The organism is Flagellimonas flava (genome assembly GCF_900129665.1).
GTDB lineage: Bacteria > Bacteroidota > Bacteroidia > Flavobacteriales > Flavobacteriaceae > Flagellimonas > Flagellimonas flava.
Genome location: NZ_FQWL01000002.1, coordinates 361173 through 376005, shown reverse-complemented (window position 1 = coordinate 376005; position 14833 = coordinate 361173). Strand labels below are relative to the sequence as shown.

15 protein-coding genes are annotated in these 14833 nt (G+C 42.1%); 7 read left to right on the top strand and 8 right to left on the bottom strand.

Annotated elements, in window-relative coordinates:
• Window positions 1–57 precede the first annotated feature (57 nt).
• Entirely contained in the window at window positions 58–450 is a 393-nt protein-coding gene (locus tag BUC10_RS07490) for a DUF423 domain-containing protein (protein ID WP_073177965.1), read from the top strand.
• Window positions 451–513: 63 nt separating this feature from the next.
• Window positions 514–2130, top strand: a complete 1617-nt coding sequence (gene pckA / locus BUC10_RS07485; RefSeq protein ID WP_073177962.1) for a phosphoenolpyruvate carboxykinase (ATP) — start codon at window positions 514–516, stop codon at window positions 2128–2130.
• 53 nt (window positions 2131–2183) lie between these two features.
• On the opposite strand, the gene BUC10_RS07480 is transcribed toward pckA, so the two are convergent.
• From BUC10_RS07480 to BUC10_RS07470, 3 genes are read right to left on the bottom strand one after another with little or no spacing between them, the layout of a single operon-like run.
• Complete coding sequence (locus BUC10_RS07480; RefSeq protein WP_073177960.1) at window positions 2184–2927, bottom strand: uroporphyrinogen-III synthase; 744 nt, start codon at window positions 2925–2927, stop codon at window positions 2184–2186.
• 6 nt (window positions 2928–2933) lie between these two features.
• Window positions 2934–3590: a DUF4271 domain-containing protein gene (locus BUC10_RS07475; RefSeq protein ID WP_073177958.1), complete on the bottom strand. Its 657-nt coding sequence runs from the start codon at window positions 3588–3590 to the stop codon at window positions 2934–2936.
• Window positions 3587–5248: an ArnT family glycosyltransferase gene (locus BUC10_RS07470; RefSeq protein ID WP_073177956.1), complete on the bottom strand. Its 1662-nt coding sequence runs from the start codon at window positions 5246–5248 to the stop codon at window positions 3587–3589. The genes BUC10_RS07475 and BUC10_RS07470 overlap by 4 nt, the downstream gene beginning before the upstream one ends.
• A 111-nt stretch (window positions 5249–5359) precedes the next feature.
• Between BUC10_RS07470 and BUC10_RS07465 the strand changes: the two genes are divergently transcribed.
• Genes BUC10_RS07465 through BUC10_RS07455 form a run of 3 tightly spaced genes read left to right on the top strand, consistent with a single transcriptional unit; the run spans window position 5360 to window position 7846 of the window.
• A complete protein-coding gene (locus tag BUC10_RS07465) occupies window positions 5360–6088 on the top strand; it encodes a polyprenol monophosphomannose synthase (protein ID WP_073177954.1) in 729 nt (242 codons plus the stop codon).
• A 1-nt stretch (window position 6089) separates the two neighbouring features.
• Window positions 6090–7424 (top strand): dihydroorotase, encoded by a 1335-nt coding sequence (locus BUC10_RS07460; RefSeq protein ID WP_073177952.1) that lies wholly within the window; start codon window positions 6090–6092, stop codon window positions 7422–7424.
• Between the two features lie 2 nt (window positions 7425–7426).
• The gene (locus tag BUC10_RS07455) at window positions 7427–7846 is read left to right on the top strand and encodes a DUF4296 domain-containing protein (RefSeq protein ID WP_073177950.1); all 420 of its coding nucleotides are present in this window, start codon (window positions 7427–7429) and stop codon (window positions 7844–7846) included.
• Here BUC10_RS07455 and BUC10_RS07450 read toward each other — a convergent pair.
• Entirely contained in the window at window positions 7843–8841 is a 999-nt protein-coding gene (locus BUC10_RS07450) for an NAD-dependent epimerase/dehydratase family protein (protein ID WP_073177948.1), read from the bottom strand. The genes BUC10_RS07455 and BUC10_RS07450 overlap by 4 nt on opposite strands.
• Window positions 8842–8925: 84 nt before the next feature.
• Between BUC10_RS07450 and tyrS the strand changes: the two genes are divergently transcribed.
• Complete coding sequence (gene tyrS, locus BUC10_RS07445) at window positions 8926–10221, top strand: tyrosine--tRNA ligase (protein WP_073177946.1); 1296 nt, start codon at window positions 8926–8928, stop codon at window positions 10219–10221.
• A gap of 66 nt (window positions 10222–10287) precedes the next feature.
• A complete protein-coding gene (locus tag BUC10_RS07440; RefSeq protein WP_073177943.1) occupies window positions 10288–10719 on the top strand; it encodes a hypothetical protein in 432 nt (143 codons plus the stop codon).
• Between the two features lie 7 nt (window positions 10720–10726).
• On the opposite strand, the gene BUC10_RS07435 is transcribed toward BUC10_RS07440, so the two are convergent.
• The 4 genes from BUC10_RS07435 to BUC10_RS07420 all read right to left on the bottom strand — a co-directional run bounded on the left by BUC10_RS07435 (window position 10727) and on the right by BUC10_RS07420 (window position 14800).
• Window positions 10727–11713 carry a LuxE/PaaK family acyltransferase gene (locus BUC10_RS07435; protein WP_073177941.1) on the bottom strand — a complete coding sequence of 329 codons (987 nt, stop codon included), beginning with the start codon at window positions 11711–11713 and terminating at the stop codon, window positions 10727–10729.
• Window positions 11714–11768: 55 nt separating this feature from the next.
• Window positions 11769–12092 carry a T9SS type A sorting domain-containing protein gene (locus tag BUC10_RS07430; protein WP_073177939.1) on the bottom strand — a complete coding sequence of 108 codons (324 nt, stop codon included), beginning with the start codon at window positions 12090–12092 and terminating at the stop codon, window positions 11769–11771.
• A gap of 142 nt (window positions 12093–12234) precedes the next feature.
• Window positions 12235–12543: a T9SS type A sorting domain-containing protein gene (locus BUC10_RS07425; protein WP_073177937.1), complete on the bottom strand. Its 309-nt coding sequence runs from the start codon at window positions 12541–12543 to the stop codon at window positions 12235–12237.
• A 148-nt stretch (window positions 12544–12691) separates the two neighbouring features.
• Complete coding sequence (locus tag BUC10_RS07420; RefSeq protein WP_073177935.1) at window positions 12692–14800, bottom strand: hypothetical protein; 2109 nt, start codon at window positions 14798–14800, stop codon at window positions 12692–12694.
• Between the last annotated feature and the right edge of the window lie 33 nt (window positions 14801–14833).

The window sequence follows — 14833 nt, the reverse complement described above, 5'->3', positions numbered from 1 at the left end:
AAACGATTACGAAGGTATCAAATTGTTATATTTCTAAAAAAATAAGACTTCAAAGTTATGAACAGAACAATTTTGTTGACAGGAATTCTATTCGGTTTAATGGCTATTGTTCTCGGAGCTTTTGGAGCCCATGGGTTGAAACAACTGGTGGACGCAAATGCAGTGGAAAGTTTTGAGACAGGGGTTAGGTACCAGATGTACCACGCCTTTTTCCTTATTATTTTGGGCATATGGGAGGGGTTGGAACCCATAAAAAGAAAACGAATTTTTAGGTTGGTTTGCATTGGGGTACTACTTTTTTCATTTTCAATCTATTTACTGGCACTAGACAGTTTGATGACCTGGAACGTTAAAACGATTGGTTTCGTCACTCCAATAGGTGGACTTTTCCTCATAGCTGCTTGGGCCATATTTGCCTATTACATTTGGTCTAAGAAATCGAACAAATAAATGGGAAATTTGGTTGCCACGACCCAGATTTTTCTAGCTTTGCACCAATTTAAAATTTAAACAATGGATGCCTATACACCAACTACGAAATCGATTTCGTTAAAGCAGTATGGAATACAGCACAACAATGTGCGTTATCAGTTATCTCCCAAGGAGTTACATGGCGTAACCTTGGAAAAGGACATGGGAAAAGAAGCCTCTTCCGGAGCACTTGCGGTCAATACCGGTGAGTTTACGGGGCGATCACCAATGGACCGTTTTATTGTCAAGGATGATATTACTAAGGATAAGATCTGGTGGGGTAATATCAACATTCCGTTTGAAGGCGAAAAGTTTGATAAACTCTATGACAAAGTCATTAATTATCTGAATGAAAAAGAGCTTTTTGTTAGGGACTGCTATGCTTGCGCAGATGAGACCTATAAGCTCAATATTCGTGTGATCAACGAATATCCTTGGTCCAACATGTTTGCTTACAATATGTTTTTAAGGCCTGATGCCAAAGAGTTGGAAAGCTTTGAACCGGAATGGACGGTGGTCAATGCTCCGGGGTTCATAGCAGATGCTGAAATCGATGGAACGCGACAGCACAATTTTGCGATTCTCAATTTTTCGAAAAAAATAGCATTAATCGGTGGGACAGGGTATACTGGTGAGATTAAGAAAGGGATATTTTCAGCCCTTAACTTTATTCTGCCGGTCTTCAAGAATACCTTGCCCATGCACTGTTCGGCCAACGTTGGAGACAAAGGTGATACGGCAGTGTTTTTTGGACTTTCGGGAACCGGTAAAACCACGCTTTCCACAGATCCCAACAGAAAACTAATTGGGGATGACGAACATGGTTGGACAGCGGACAACACCATTTTTAATTTTGAAGGTGGCTGTTACGCAAAGGTAATTGACCTGTCCAAGGAGAATGAACCGGAGATTTATGGCGCCATAAAACAAGGCGCCATTTTGGAAAATGTAATATTGGATGATAAGGGAGTAGTTGATTTTGGGGATACTTCCATCACCCAAAACACCAGGGTAAGCTATCCCATTTACCACATAGATAACATTCAGCAGCCCTCTATCGGGAAAGATGTAAAAAACATTTTCTTCCTTACCGCAGATGCGTTTGGGGTATTGCCTCCAATTTCCAAATTAACCCCAGCACAGGCGGCCTATCATTTTATTTCCGGTTATACGGCAAAGGTGGCAGGTACCGAAGCTGGTGTTGTAGAGCCACAACCTTCGTTTTCTGCATGTTTTGGAGCGCCTTTTATGCCGCTGCACCCAACGGTGTACGCGGAAATGCTCAGTACTAAAATGCAGGAGTCTGGAGTGGATGTTTGGCTTATAAATACGGGTTGGACCGGTGGGCCTTACGGGGTGGGAACCCGCATGAAACTAAAGTATACCCGGGCCATGATCAGTGCGGCCCTAAGTGGGGAACTGGGCCTTTACAGTTATGATAAATACCACATCCATTCCGTGTTCGGAGTGGCTCAACCAAGGGAATGCCCAGGTGTGCCGACAAAGGTACTGAGTCCAAGGGCTACCTGGAACAATGACGAGGCCTATTATAAAACGGCCTTTAAATTGACCAATGCCTTTAGGGAAAATTTCAAAAAGTTTGAGGAATACGCCAGCGAAGAAATTAGGCGCGGCGGACCCCAACGATATGCCTTCTAAATAAAAAAGCCCCGATTCGCAAGAATCGGGGCTTTTTTATCTACGTTAATTTCTTATTTGTTTACGCTGGTAATGTACTTCTGAAGTGCCATGGTCATAGATGGGGTTTCAGGAGTGGGTGCTTGAATATCGATTCGAAGCCCAGCATCTGTAGCCGCTTTGACCGTACTGTTGCCAAAAACGGCAATACGCGTTCCGTTCTGCTCAAAATCGGGAAAATTCTTAAGAAGGGATTCAATTCCCGAAGGGCTAAAGAAAACAAGTACATCATAGGTAACTTCCCTTAGATCGGAAAGGTCACTGATGACAGTTTTATAGAAAATACCTCTTTTCCAGTCAACACCCAACTCATCCAAGGATTGGGGCACAATGGCCTTCAAGGTATCAGAAGAGGGTAACAGGAATTTCTCGTCCTTGTATTTTTTGATAAGCGGTACCAATTCGTTGAACGTGCGCTTGCCAACATAAATCTTACGTTTTCTGTAGACTACATACTTCTGAAGGTAATAGGCAACAGCTTCTGACTGGCAGAAGTATTTCATGGCATCCGGTACTTTAAATCGCATTTCTTCGGCAATTCTAAAGAAATGATCTACGGAATTTCTACTGGTAAGAATGATAGCGCTAAAATTGTTCAAATCAATTTTTTGCTGTCTCACAGTTTTAGCCTCAACTCCCTCAACATGTATAAAAGGTCTAAAATCTACCTTTACCTTTTCTTTTTCTATGAGTCGTGAATAGGGGGAATTTTCGATTTTGGGTTCTGGTTGGGAAACCAAAATTGTCTTTACTTTCATAAGCTTTCAATCTTTAAGATAGCTTCCAACTATTACTAGGGGCGCAATTTCGAGTGTGCAAAGGTACAAAATAAAATAGAAAAAGTGGGAAATTATGACTTTTTGATGGTTCTTCATCAGCTTGACCAGCCCAATGATATTAATGGAAAGAATTAAGATTAAAGCCAAATAAATGACAACTTTGGCGTCTTTGAAGATGTAAACCAAAATCACATTGGCCACAAACATGATCAGGCTACTATGGTTTAGATATGAAGTCTTATTGAACAGTAAATCTGTAATTAAACTTTGGGTGTTGAAGACGAATCCCTGCGTCAATTGGAGTAGCATTTTGACTATCTGGAATAGCAATACCACCCCAAAAATCAAAGCGAAATCAGCAAGAGGGTCTTCCCATAACGGGTTGTAAAATATGTTTTGAACCAAGAAAAGGAAAAAGGCAAAATTGATCAGTTGAAACAAGGTCAATAAGATGTGGAACCAGTTTAAAAGTCGTCCTTTTTTATTGTAGAGTACCACATATTTGTTGTTGAAAGGGAGAATCATGAAATTCAAAAACCTGTTCTGAAATAGATATTTGCCCAAGGCAAGCACCATCAAACTAAAAAAGAGGACCAAGGTCATCCAATCTAAAGATTCAAAAGTTTTATAGATTGGATTCATGGCTTTAGTTTTATTGGAATTCCATTTAGTCCTGGAAGTAGACCTTTTTTGGCTATTCCAACCCTAAAATACCCAGGATTTTGCATTTTTTGCGGAAGGGGCAATTGAAAATTATAAAAAACCGTATCCTTGGACTTCAATAGTTTTACCTCTGGATAAACAGGTTGGGTTCTAAGCGTCATGGCTTCTCTTACCTTTTTGTAGTCATCGGTATAAGCCACAGAGTAGTCCAAGCTATCAAGTGAAATGTCGAAAGAATAAGGGTTGTAAACTTTCAGCTCCCAAGTATCTCCCCCATCCCTTTTTTCAACAATGCCCTGTAATTTCCTGTACGAATTGAAATTATCCATGAATATACCATAGTAAATGGTGTTTTCCTGATCTGGAAATTGGACATCCCCACTTTTGCGGTATTTGGAGACATAAAGGACTTTTTTGCCTCTAATTCGTTCCTCCGAACCATCTATCGAATATTGGTTTTTCCGATAAAAGGAATTGTTCAAGGAAAAAGTAGGGTTCCCAGTATAGAATTCGTACATGGGAGATTGTCTATAGGAGTTTTCAAACACAACCGGGACATCTCCCACCTGCTGATGCAAATTGGCTACCCAGGCTTTATTGCCATGGGCCTCGTAAAGTATGGGCAGCAAAGGTTGGTACATTAACCACGCCCTGGCATAAAGAAGCAATAGGGCACTAACGATACCGATGCGGTACATCCATTTTCGACTCTTGCCATTCTCGATCAAATGCCTAAAAGCAATAATGGCCATCGGAATGGAAATAATAATAATCCATTGGGTCTGTACCCTTCTATTGAAACTGGAGATAAAAAAGAAAATGATTACCCCATAGGTGAGGTATCTAAGTGCTTTGGAAAACCTATCGGTTTCCTTGCTTTTGATGAGTGATAGGCATACCCAATAGAACAACAATCCAAAAATGGCCACCAAGTTCACAAGATAGCCCAAGGTGAATTTCTCAAAGGAATAGGCCTGATTAGGCCGCTCATACAAATGATAGCGTATCGAAACAAAGTCATGCTCAAAAAGCCAAAGGAAATGTGGGGAATAACACAACAGCGCAACACCAACAGCCAACCAAGCCTGCCATTGGGTAGCCAATTTTATATTGGACAGGAATACAAACAAAATAACCAGTGCAGCATGGTACTTGCTATACATTAATGCGGCCATGGTTAACCCCAATAACAAAGTAATCCAAAAGGACGAGTTTGTTAAAAAGCGTTTGTACAGCAACAGGAACAAGGCTGTAAAAAATAACAGTGGTGTATCGGGAAGGGTAAAGAACCCATAGGCATTCATCAGGGTCATGGAAAATACGAGAAGGAAAAAATGTATCACATACTCCTTCTTTTTTGGATGGTCCACCAATTCCCACAACAACACATAGGTGCCTACGGAAAGCAGGCAACTCATAAATCGAACGCCTAGTTCCCCGCTGAAAAACAGACTACTTATCTTAATCATCAGGGCAACCATTGATGGGTGGTCAAAATAGCCCCAATCCATGTTCTGCGCATAGTACCAGTAATACGCTTCATCATAAATCAGTTCGGTGAAGGCAGCCTGAACAAGATTAAGAGTAAGGAGAACAGCGAGAAGTAAAAGAAAAAGCTTGGGAAACCTTTGGGTCATTCCACGAATTTTATATGCGCCAAAGTTACAAATATTGCTAAACAACTAGGAAAGGACAATGCGTTCAAGGCAATGCAGAAAACCTTATTTTTGCTCTCTAACAAAACAAGCATGGTAGACGGTTTAGTGATAATTCCCACTTTCAATGAAATTGAGAACATTGAGGCTATCATTAAAACTGTCTTTGATCTTAAAAAAAAATTCCATGTACTTGTGGTAGATGATAACTCCCCTGACGGAACAGCTGAAAATGTAAGGAACCTACAAGAGCAATTTCCTGAGCGATTATTTTTAGAGGTCAGGAAAGAAAAATCGGGTCTTGGGACAGCATATATCCATGGTTTTAAATGGGCGCTGGAACGAGATTATGACTATATCTTTGAGATGGACGCGGATTTTTCACATCGCCCTGCCGATTTATCGCGCTTGCACAGGGCATGCCTTAATGGAGCGGATGTAGCCGTAGGATCTCGATACAAGAAAGGTGTAAATGTTGTCAATTGGCCTTTGTTCCGAATCCTACTTTCCTATGGAGCCTCTTTTTATGTGAAATTGATTACTGGAATGAGAGTTCATGATCCCACAGCAGGATTCGTATGTTATCACCGGAGGGTTTTGGAGGCTATCAACTTGGATGCGGTCCGATTTATTGGTTATGCATTTCAAATAGAAATGAAATATAGGGCCTATCTCAAGAAATTCAAGATCGAAGAAGTTTCCATCATTTTTACCGATCGAGTCAACGGTAAGTCCAAAATGAATTCGGCCATTGTCCGAGAAGCCATTTTTGGGGTTATAGCAATGAAGTTTAGGAGCATGTTTTTTAAAAAAGGATTTTAAAGTGTCCAGAACAATACTAAAGAATACCAAAGTTGTAAATGAAGGAAGGGTTTTTGAAACCGATGTACTGCTGGAAGGAGAGCACATTTCCCGAATAGATCGGGATATTTCCCATTCGGAGGCGACGGTTATCGATCTCAAAGGAGATTTGTTGCTTCCAGGGGTTATTGATGACCAAGTTCATTTCAGGGAACCAGGATTGACCCATAAAGGCACCATTGCCTCAGAGAGCAGGGCAGCTATAGCAGGCGGAATAACAACTTTTATGGAGCAACCCAACACCAATCCGCAGACCACCACCATAGCCAAACTTGAAGAAAAGTTTGCCACGGCCGCACAGGGGTCTTTTGCCAACTACTCCTTTCTATTTGGAGGGACCAACGATAACTTGGAAGAGCTGAAACGATTGGATAAGAATGCCTGCTCAGGAGTTAAACTGTTTCTGGGATCATCCACAGGAAACATGTTGGTAGATGACGAAATGGTGCTCGAAAAGATTTTTCGGAATACGGAATTGGTCATTTCCACCCATTGCGAGGATGAGGGGACCATACGAGCAAATACCGCAAAGTACAAGGAGCAGTTTGGAGATGACATACCCATAAAGTACCATCCCATAATCAGAAGTGCGGAAGCTTGCTATCTCTCCTCTTCCAAGGCCATTGCATTAGCTAAAAAAACGGGAGCCCGCTTGCATGTTTTCCATTTATCCACTGGGATTGAAACTGATTTGTTCACCAATGCCATACCACTTGAAGAAAAGAAAATAACCTCGGAGGTTTGTATTCACCATCTATGGTATTCAGATGAGGATTATGACAAAAAAGGTACTTTGATCAAGTGGAATCCGGCCGTAAAAACAAAGACAGACCGCGAAAAATTATGGGAAGCACTTTTAGACGATCGCATTGATGTAGTGGCCACGGACCATGCGCCGCATACCCTGGAAGAGAAAGACAATCCGTACACCAAAGCACCTTCTGGAGGCCCATTGGTACAACATGCGCTCCAGGCTATGCTACAGAAGGAAAAGGAAGGGAAAATAGAGTTGACCAAAGTGGTGGAAAAAATGTGCCACAATCCAGCTAAATTATTCGACATTGACCGAAGGGGCTATATCCGTGAAGGCTATTTTGCTGATTTGGTCCAGGTTGACCCAAATTCCAAAAACGAGGTTAAAAAAGCCAATATTTTCTATAAATGCGGTTGGTCACCCTTTGAAGGTGTTACTTTTGATACTCAAATTATGCGAACCTTTGTGAATGGCCTTTTGGCTTATGACCAGGGCGGGTTTGCCGCTGAGCGAAGGGCAAAGCGATTGACTTTTAATAGGTAAAAATGAAACGCACTGTAACCTTCATTTTGGCATTGCTTTTTCTTTCCTGTGGAGAGGAGGTCATTGAAAAACCCGAAAACCTGATTCCAAAAGAGGAAATGGTGAACATCCTACACGACTTGGCGCTGCTGAAATCAGCCCAAAACAACATCAAGCCGATCTTGGAGCATAAGGAGTTGACCATTATGGAATTTCTTTACCAAAAATATCAGATAGATAGTGCCCGTCTTGCCCAAAGCGATTTGTATTACGCCTCCATCCCTTTGGAATATCAGGCCATATATGAGGAGATTGATGCCCGGTTGGAGAAACGAAAGAAAGCTATGGAAGGGCGAACCAAGAAAAGGAATGATAGTGTAAGGGAGGCAGGAAAACGAAGAAAGGATTCCATTAAAACCCTGAGAGAAGCCAAGGAAGATTAATTTTTAAATTTTTCGCAACAAAAAGTCAAAATGTCCTGTAGGTTGTCAAACTCAAAATCCAGCATTGTCCTTATTTTCTCCGAACTGTAGGTTTCTTGTTGGCGGAAGCCTTTGACCATATTTTTGGTGAGTCTTCGCCGCTTTCCAAGAACTTTGCTACGAAATCCATCCCATCTCCAAAAAAGTTCCAGTGCCCAAAAAGGAGCTTGTTTTATAGGTTCTTGGACTTTCAATTTTTTTGCAATCCGTTTTAAGACCTCACCATAGCTGAGATTCTCACTCACCAAGATAAACCGCTCACGGTCAATATCTGATTCCATGAGAGTTATCATGGCCTTGGTAACATCATTTACAGATACAAATCCAGTGCCCCCAGGGAGAAAAGACTTTTTGCCCTTATTGGCATAGGTGAAAAAAGAACCGCTTCCAGATCTCCAGAATCCGGGCCCAAAAACAACGCCTGGGTTTACTACCACTACGGGCAAGCCCTCCAGTGAGCCCCTCCAAACCTCCAGCTCGGCATCGTGTTTGGTAAGGCCATAAACGGAAACATTGGTGTCTGTCCATTCATTGTTTTCAGTGGATATCTTCCCTTTTGTCGCTTTTCCTATTGCCGCTATGGAGCTTACATAGCACAACTTTTTCACTTGGTGGGCAACACACAGATTGACAATGTTGGCGGTACCCTCAGTGTTGGTTTTGATCAAATCATCCAACTGTCTTGGATCAAAAGAAATCAAAGCCGCACAGTGGTAGACGTAGTGGGCTCCATCGAATGCCGCTTCCATGGAAGCTATGTCTGTAATATCACCCTGTACCCAGGAAATTCGTTCAAGCAGTTGAGTCGGGTTTTCAGTGTAGTATCCAAAGACTTTGGTAACTTTTTTAAGGGACTTCTCACTTCGATAGATGGCCCTTATAGTATTTCCACTTTTGGCCAGTTGAAACAGCAAATGGGAACCAATCAATCCAGTACCTCCGGTAACCAAAATCATTTCGTAAAAATACCTATTTGCTTTGGATTTATTCAGGGAAGTAAGATCTTCATTTTATATTTGCAGCTATTCTAAGTGAAAGTAATGGAAAAGAACTTTGTGCAGGAATTGCAATGGCGAGGTATGGTACATGATATCATGCCCGGGGCAGAGAAACACCTTATGGAAGAAATGCAAGCTGCATATGTGGGCATAGACCCCACGGCGGACTCGTTACATATTGGCCATTTGGTGAGCGTTATGATGTTACGCCATTTTCAGTTGGCAGGGCACAAACCATTTGCTTTGGTCGGCGGTGCTACTGGGATGATCGGGGATCCTTCCGGCAAATCTGCTGAGCGGAACCTATTGGACGAGGCAACATTACGGCACAATGAGGAGGCACTTAAGGCCCAGTTGGCCCGTTTCTTGGATTTTGAAAGTGATAGGCCCAATGCAGCGGTTCTTGTGAACAATTACGATTGGATGAAAAACTTTTCATTCTTGGACTTCATCCGGGATGTTGGGAAGCATATTACGGTAAACTATATGATGGCCAAGGATTCGGTAAAGAAACGACTTTCATCGGATGCCAAGGAAGGGATGTCCTTTACGGAATTCACCTATCAATTGGTTCAAGGCTATGATTTTCTTTACCTCTATCAAAACCATAATTGTACCCTCCAGATGGGAGGCAGTGATCAGTGGGGGAACATTACCACGGGAACAGAGTTGATTAGACGAATTGGAGGAGGAAAAGGTTTTGCGTTGACCTGTCCGCTGATTACAAAGGCGGATGGCACCAAATTTGGAAAGACCGAAGGTGGAAACGTTTGGTTGGATGCCAAAAGAACTTCACCTTACCGATTTTATCAGTACTGGTTGAACACTTCGGATGAGGATGCCGAAAAATACATCAAGATTTTTACGTTTCTGAACCAGGAGGAAATTGGTGAACTTGTGGAACAACATCAGCAAGAACCCCATTTAAGGGGCTTGCAAAAGAAACTGGCCGAAGAAATTACAACTATGGTACATTCCAAGGAGGATTTGGAAAATGCCATTAAGGCCAGCAATATCCTTTTTGGAAAATCCACCTCAGAAGATCTAAAAGCCTTGGATGAAAATACGTTTTTGGATGTATTTGATGGGGTGCCTCAAGCGCAAATCTCCAAGGGAGAACTGAATCCTGGCTTGGACATGATCGGAGCCCTAGCTGCCAAAACGGGATTTTTGGGCTCTAACGGGGAGGCACGGAGGGAGTTGAAGCAAAACTCCATTTCCGTGAACAAACAGAAAGTAAAGGAAGACTATTTGATTTCGGAAACGGATTTGATCAATAACAAGTTTGTATTGCTTCAGCGGGGAAAGAAAAACTATTTTGTGTTGGTAGTTGCGTAGATACTACTTTAAAGGGGCGCAACCAAAAAGTGATCATAGACTCTTATTGGATATAAGTCCTTATCCATGAGAACCATTGTTATTATATTGTCCTTCTTCGTGCTTTTTTCCTGTAACTCAAACTCCGATGTTGAGGAATATATCCCACTTGAGGGTGGAATTGAAAGGTGGGAATTGGTGCGCATGACGGGGAGCCTCATCAATTCAGAGACCACCGGTGATGAAATGTCGTGGCAAGAATACTATCTGATCAACCCGGATGGGAGTTTTTTTAAATCCAGACAAAGAGATGGAGTAATTACTCAAGCCACGGGAACCCATATTTTAATCCAAGAAGGGCAACAAGTGTATTTCGAACTTACCTATCTAACTGGTGAAGAGCTGATTGCTAGTTGCTTGGGAAACGGGAAGGAGATTTTATCGCTTCGTAACCAGGTGCTTTTTGGTTCATGGAATGCCTGTGACGGACCTGGTCTGGAATATAGATTGGTGGATTAATCCCATTTTACAGCGCCATGAGGTTGCATCCCCTAACGTCCGAATGGTCAAACCTACCCAAAACTTCAAAAGATCCATCTTTATAGGTTTTCCCCAAATCCTGAGTGGCTATAAAACAACATGAATTAATATTGGCCAAATCGATTACATTAATGCCACCGGTCTTGCCATTGGGTTGTGGTGAAAGCGGGTCTTCCGTATCCCGTGTTAGCACTTTCATCCATTTCGGTGTGTTAAAGATTCCATTTCCTTTGGAGTAGCCCTGGGATAAGAGTTCGGTCATCCCATATTCAGAGTGGATGTGAGAAATGCCAAAGGCGTTTTTTAATATGTCGTGCAATTCTTCTCGGATAAGCTCCTTTCGCCTTCCCTTCATTCCCCCTGTTTCCATTACAGAGGTATGTTTCAATTTTATGGGAAACTTTTCCGCCAAATCCAAAAGGGCAAAGGACACACCGATAAGTAATGTTTTATTCTGATTTGATTCGAGTTGAAGTAGTTTTTGCTTTAAGGTTTCCAGGTCATAAAGGTAAAAACCACTATCAGCATGTTTGGACCGTTTTACCAGTTCGTCAACCATATAAACCAAGGAAGAGCCTTCTCGCTCCAAATAGGATGGCAGTAGTGCTAGAATGCAGTAATCCTCAATATTTCCGTAAAATTCTTTAAAACCATTGAAGAAACTTTGTCTGTACAATTCTAGGTCCGTGACATAGTGTTTGCTGGTACTGCTTTGGGTGGTACCGCTGCTTTCGAAAATGGTTTGGGGTAAATTGGTGGAGGACAATATGGTATGGGACTTAAAAAACTGAATGGGCAAAAAAGGAATGTCCTGGCTTTTGGCTACTTGATTTGGATGCTTTCCCAAATGGTTGCAATAGGTTTGGTAGATAGCATTGTTATGGTATTGAAAACGAAATGCCTCTAAGGTCAGTTGCTGAAACTGAGCTTCTGAGGTGATGGAAAATAAACGTTGGGAATAGGTGCTGATCATTTGGGCATAAAAATACCCAAAAAAAAGCCCTTCATTTGAAGGGCTGTATTGGAATTTATTTAATAACCAGTTTTCGGGTCATGGTCTTTTTGTCTTCTGTTACTTGGAGTACATATACACCAGGTACTAGTCGTGATACGTTTAGGGTGTTGGTGGAAATCCTATCGGTGAGAACCACTTCCCCAAATACATCATAGATTTTTATTTGTTTGCTTCCGTTGGTTGCTGTGGTAAGGTATACCTCATCGCCATATACCGGATTAGGGTACATTTTAAAGCCTTTTAGCTCTTGCACTTGCTCAGTGTTTACACTGACCAATTCCTGACCAAATGTGAATAGGGGTAAAGCCATAATGAGTACAAAGTAGATTTTCTTCATAAATGCTGATTTGGGTATAAGCATTGTAAAAGTAGAAAATAGCTTCTAGGAGGACTATAAAATGTTGTGAAACAAAGAATTGTGTAGGTAAAGGCCCTAAATCTGATGTTGGCTAACAGAAAACATCGATGAAATGCACTAATTACTTGATGATCAGCTTTCTGGTGGCCACTTTGTTGTGCTCAAAAACCCGAAGGATATATACACCTTTGTCCAAGTTTGAAAGGTTGAGTTCCCTTCCTAAAATGGTAGTTTGAAGGACTTGGGTGCCCAAAACATCGAAAATTAGGATTTTCTTGGGGGCATTTTTGGTAGTCTCTATAAAGACCTTGCCATGTGGAACCGGATTGGGATAAAGCTTAAACCCGTCTATATCTCCACCTGCTTGGGAACTCTGGGAGAATCCAACGGTACAGACAAAAAAGAATAAGACGAGGTAAAGGTGCTTCATAAAGTATTGGTTACAAAGGCTATGCCACAAATATAAATAATTTGGCTACCCATAGGGAAAAGCCTAAGGAAAAAACCCACACTTTTCGATGAAGTGCAAAAAAAGCCCTCGTAAAGAGGGCTTTTAATAAACAATTTATGATATGGAATTAGTTTCCAGTGGCCCAATCAAACATGGTTACATCAACGGTTGCTGGATCATCATAAGCAGCATTCACATCGATGGTTGCGCCATCAACAGTAACATTTGTAGTGGCACCGCCATCTCTAAAGTCAACGTTGGTTGCGTATCCACTCAAAGAAAGACCGGTGATTGCAGCACCAGATTCTTTTTTGAACTGTAACGCAGTACCGCCTTGACTGGAAACACAGGTCAAGTTTTCCAAAGTAGGCATGTTGTTATCGCCATCCGCCTCAACAGCAGTAGAGAAACCAGCTTCAGTATGTAGAACATACGCATCTGTTAAGGTACCGTTCCAGCCTTCTGTCCAATCTATAGCGTCATCCTGGTTGTTTTCCAAGTAGAAGTTGGATGCCGAAACTGTACCTCCAAAGAATTCAACACCATCGTCTGCTCCATTTAAAACAGCAACGTTGGAGATAGTAGTTCCGGAACCTACTGCATAAAGTGTAAGACCATTGTACTGTGATTCAGAGTTGATCTGTGCACCAGCGTAGTTGATGATCAAATAATCAATGGAACCAGAGTTATCGGTGTCATTGGAACCACCGTAAATAATGTTACCGACTTCAGCAGTGGCATCGGTACCTTTGGTTGTTGTGGCATCACCAGCGATGACCAATCCACCCCAATCACCAGCAGTTTCTCCACTAGAGGTCATTACAACAGGATTGGCAGCCGTTCCTTGAATTTCGATCATTGCTCCTTTCTGCACAACAATGAAAGTACTGGTCGCACCTGCCGCCTGAACGTCAGCGGTAATGGTTGTACCTGCAGGGATAGTCAACTTAACACCAGCTTCAACACTCAAAGTGCCTTGCAAGGTATAGGCGGTAGAGGCGTTCAAGGTTAAATCGGAAGTAACACTACCTTGAAGGTTTGCAGAAGTAGTGATGTCTTCTCCAGTCGCCCAAGAGAACATGTTGAAATCAACAGTTGCTAGGTTGGCATAGAGTTCATTTGGATCGGAATCTTCACCTTCAATTTGTACATTGGAAACAGCACCACCATCCCTAAAATCAAGGATAGTTTCGTAACCTGATATGGAAAGACCAGTGATGGTTGCACCAGATTCTTTTTTGAACTGAAGAGCTGTACCTCCTTGAGTAGATAAAACCGTTAGGTTGGTCAAAGTTGGATTTCCATTATCACCATCCGCTTCTACGGCCGTAGAGAAGCCAGCTTCGGTATGCAGAACGTAAGCATTGGTCAAGGTTCCGTTCCAACCTTCAGTCCAATCAATAGCATCGTCTTGGTTGTTTTCCATGTAGAAGTTGGAAGCGGAAACAGTTCCTCCAAAGAATTCAACACCGTCATCAGTACCGTTCAACAAAGCAACATTGCTGATGGAAGTTCCAGACCCAACGGCATATAGTGTAAGACCGTTGTACTGGGATTCCGGATTGATTTGTGCACCAGCATAATTGATAATCAAGTAGTTAATGGTACCAGAATTATCAGTATCATTGGAGCCACCATATAGGAACTCGCCAACTTCTGCCTTTGCATCTGTACCTTTGGTCGTAGTTGCATCACCAAGGATTACCAAACCACCCCAGTCCCCTGGAGTTTCACTATCGGATGTCATTACAACAGGATTGGAAGAAGTACCTAAGATATCAATAGAAGCGCCTTTTTGAATAACGATATACGTACTGGTTTCGTCACCGGAAGCAGCTGAGGCTGTAATAGTGGTACCAGCAGGAATCGTTAATTTTGCACCATTTTCAACACTAACTGCACCATCAAGTATGTAGGTTTCGTTAGCATCAAGGGTTAAGTCTTCAGTAATTGGGCTAAGAGAAGTCAAATTTATAGATGACGTACAAGCATTTGGACACGAACCACCGCAATCAACTCCGGTCTCATCACCGTTTTGAACACCATCTGAACAAGTTGGCTCCGCCGTACATGTGTCCGCGCAGGCTCCACCACAGTCCACACCTGTTTCAGTGCCATCCTGGATTCCATTTGTACAAGATGGACCGTCACCGTTATCATCACTGCTACACCCAGTAATTGCAAGTGCGAATGCAGCAACGAAGGTGATTGAAAATTTAAAGATTTTCGTTTTCATAATTGAAGGTTTAAAAGTTTAAATTGTTATTGT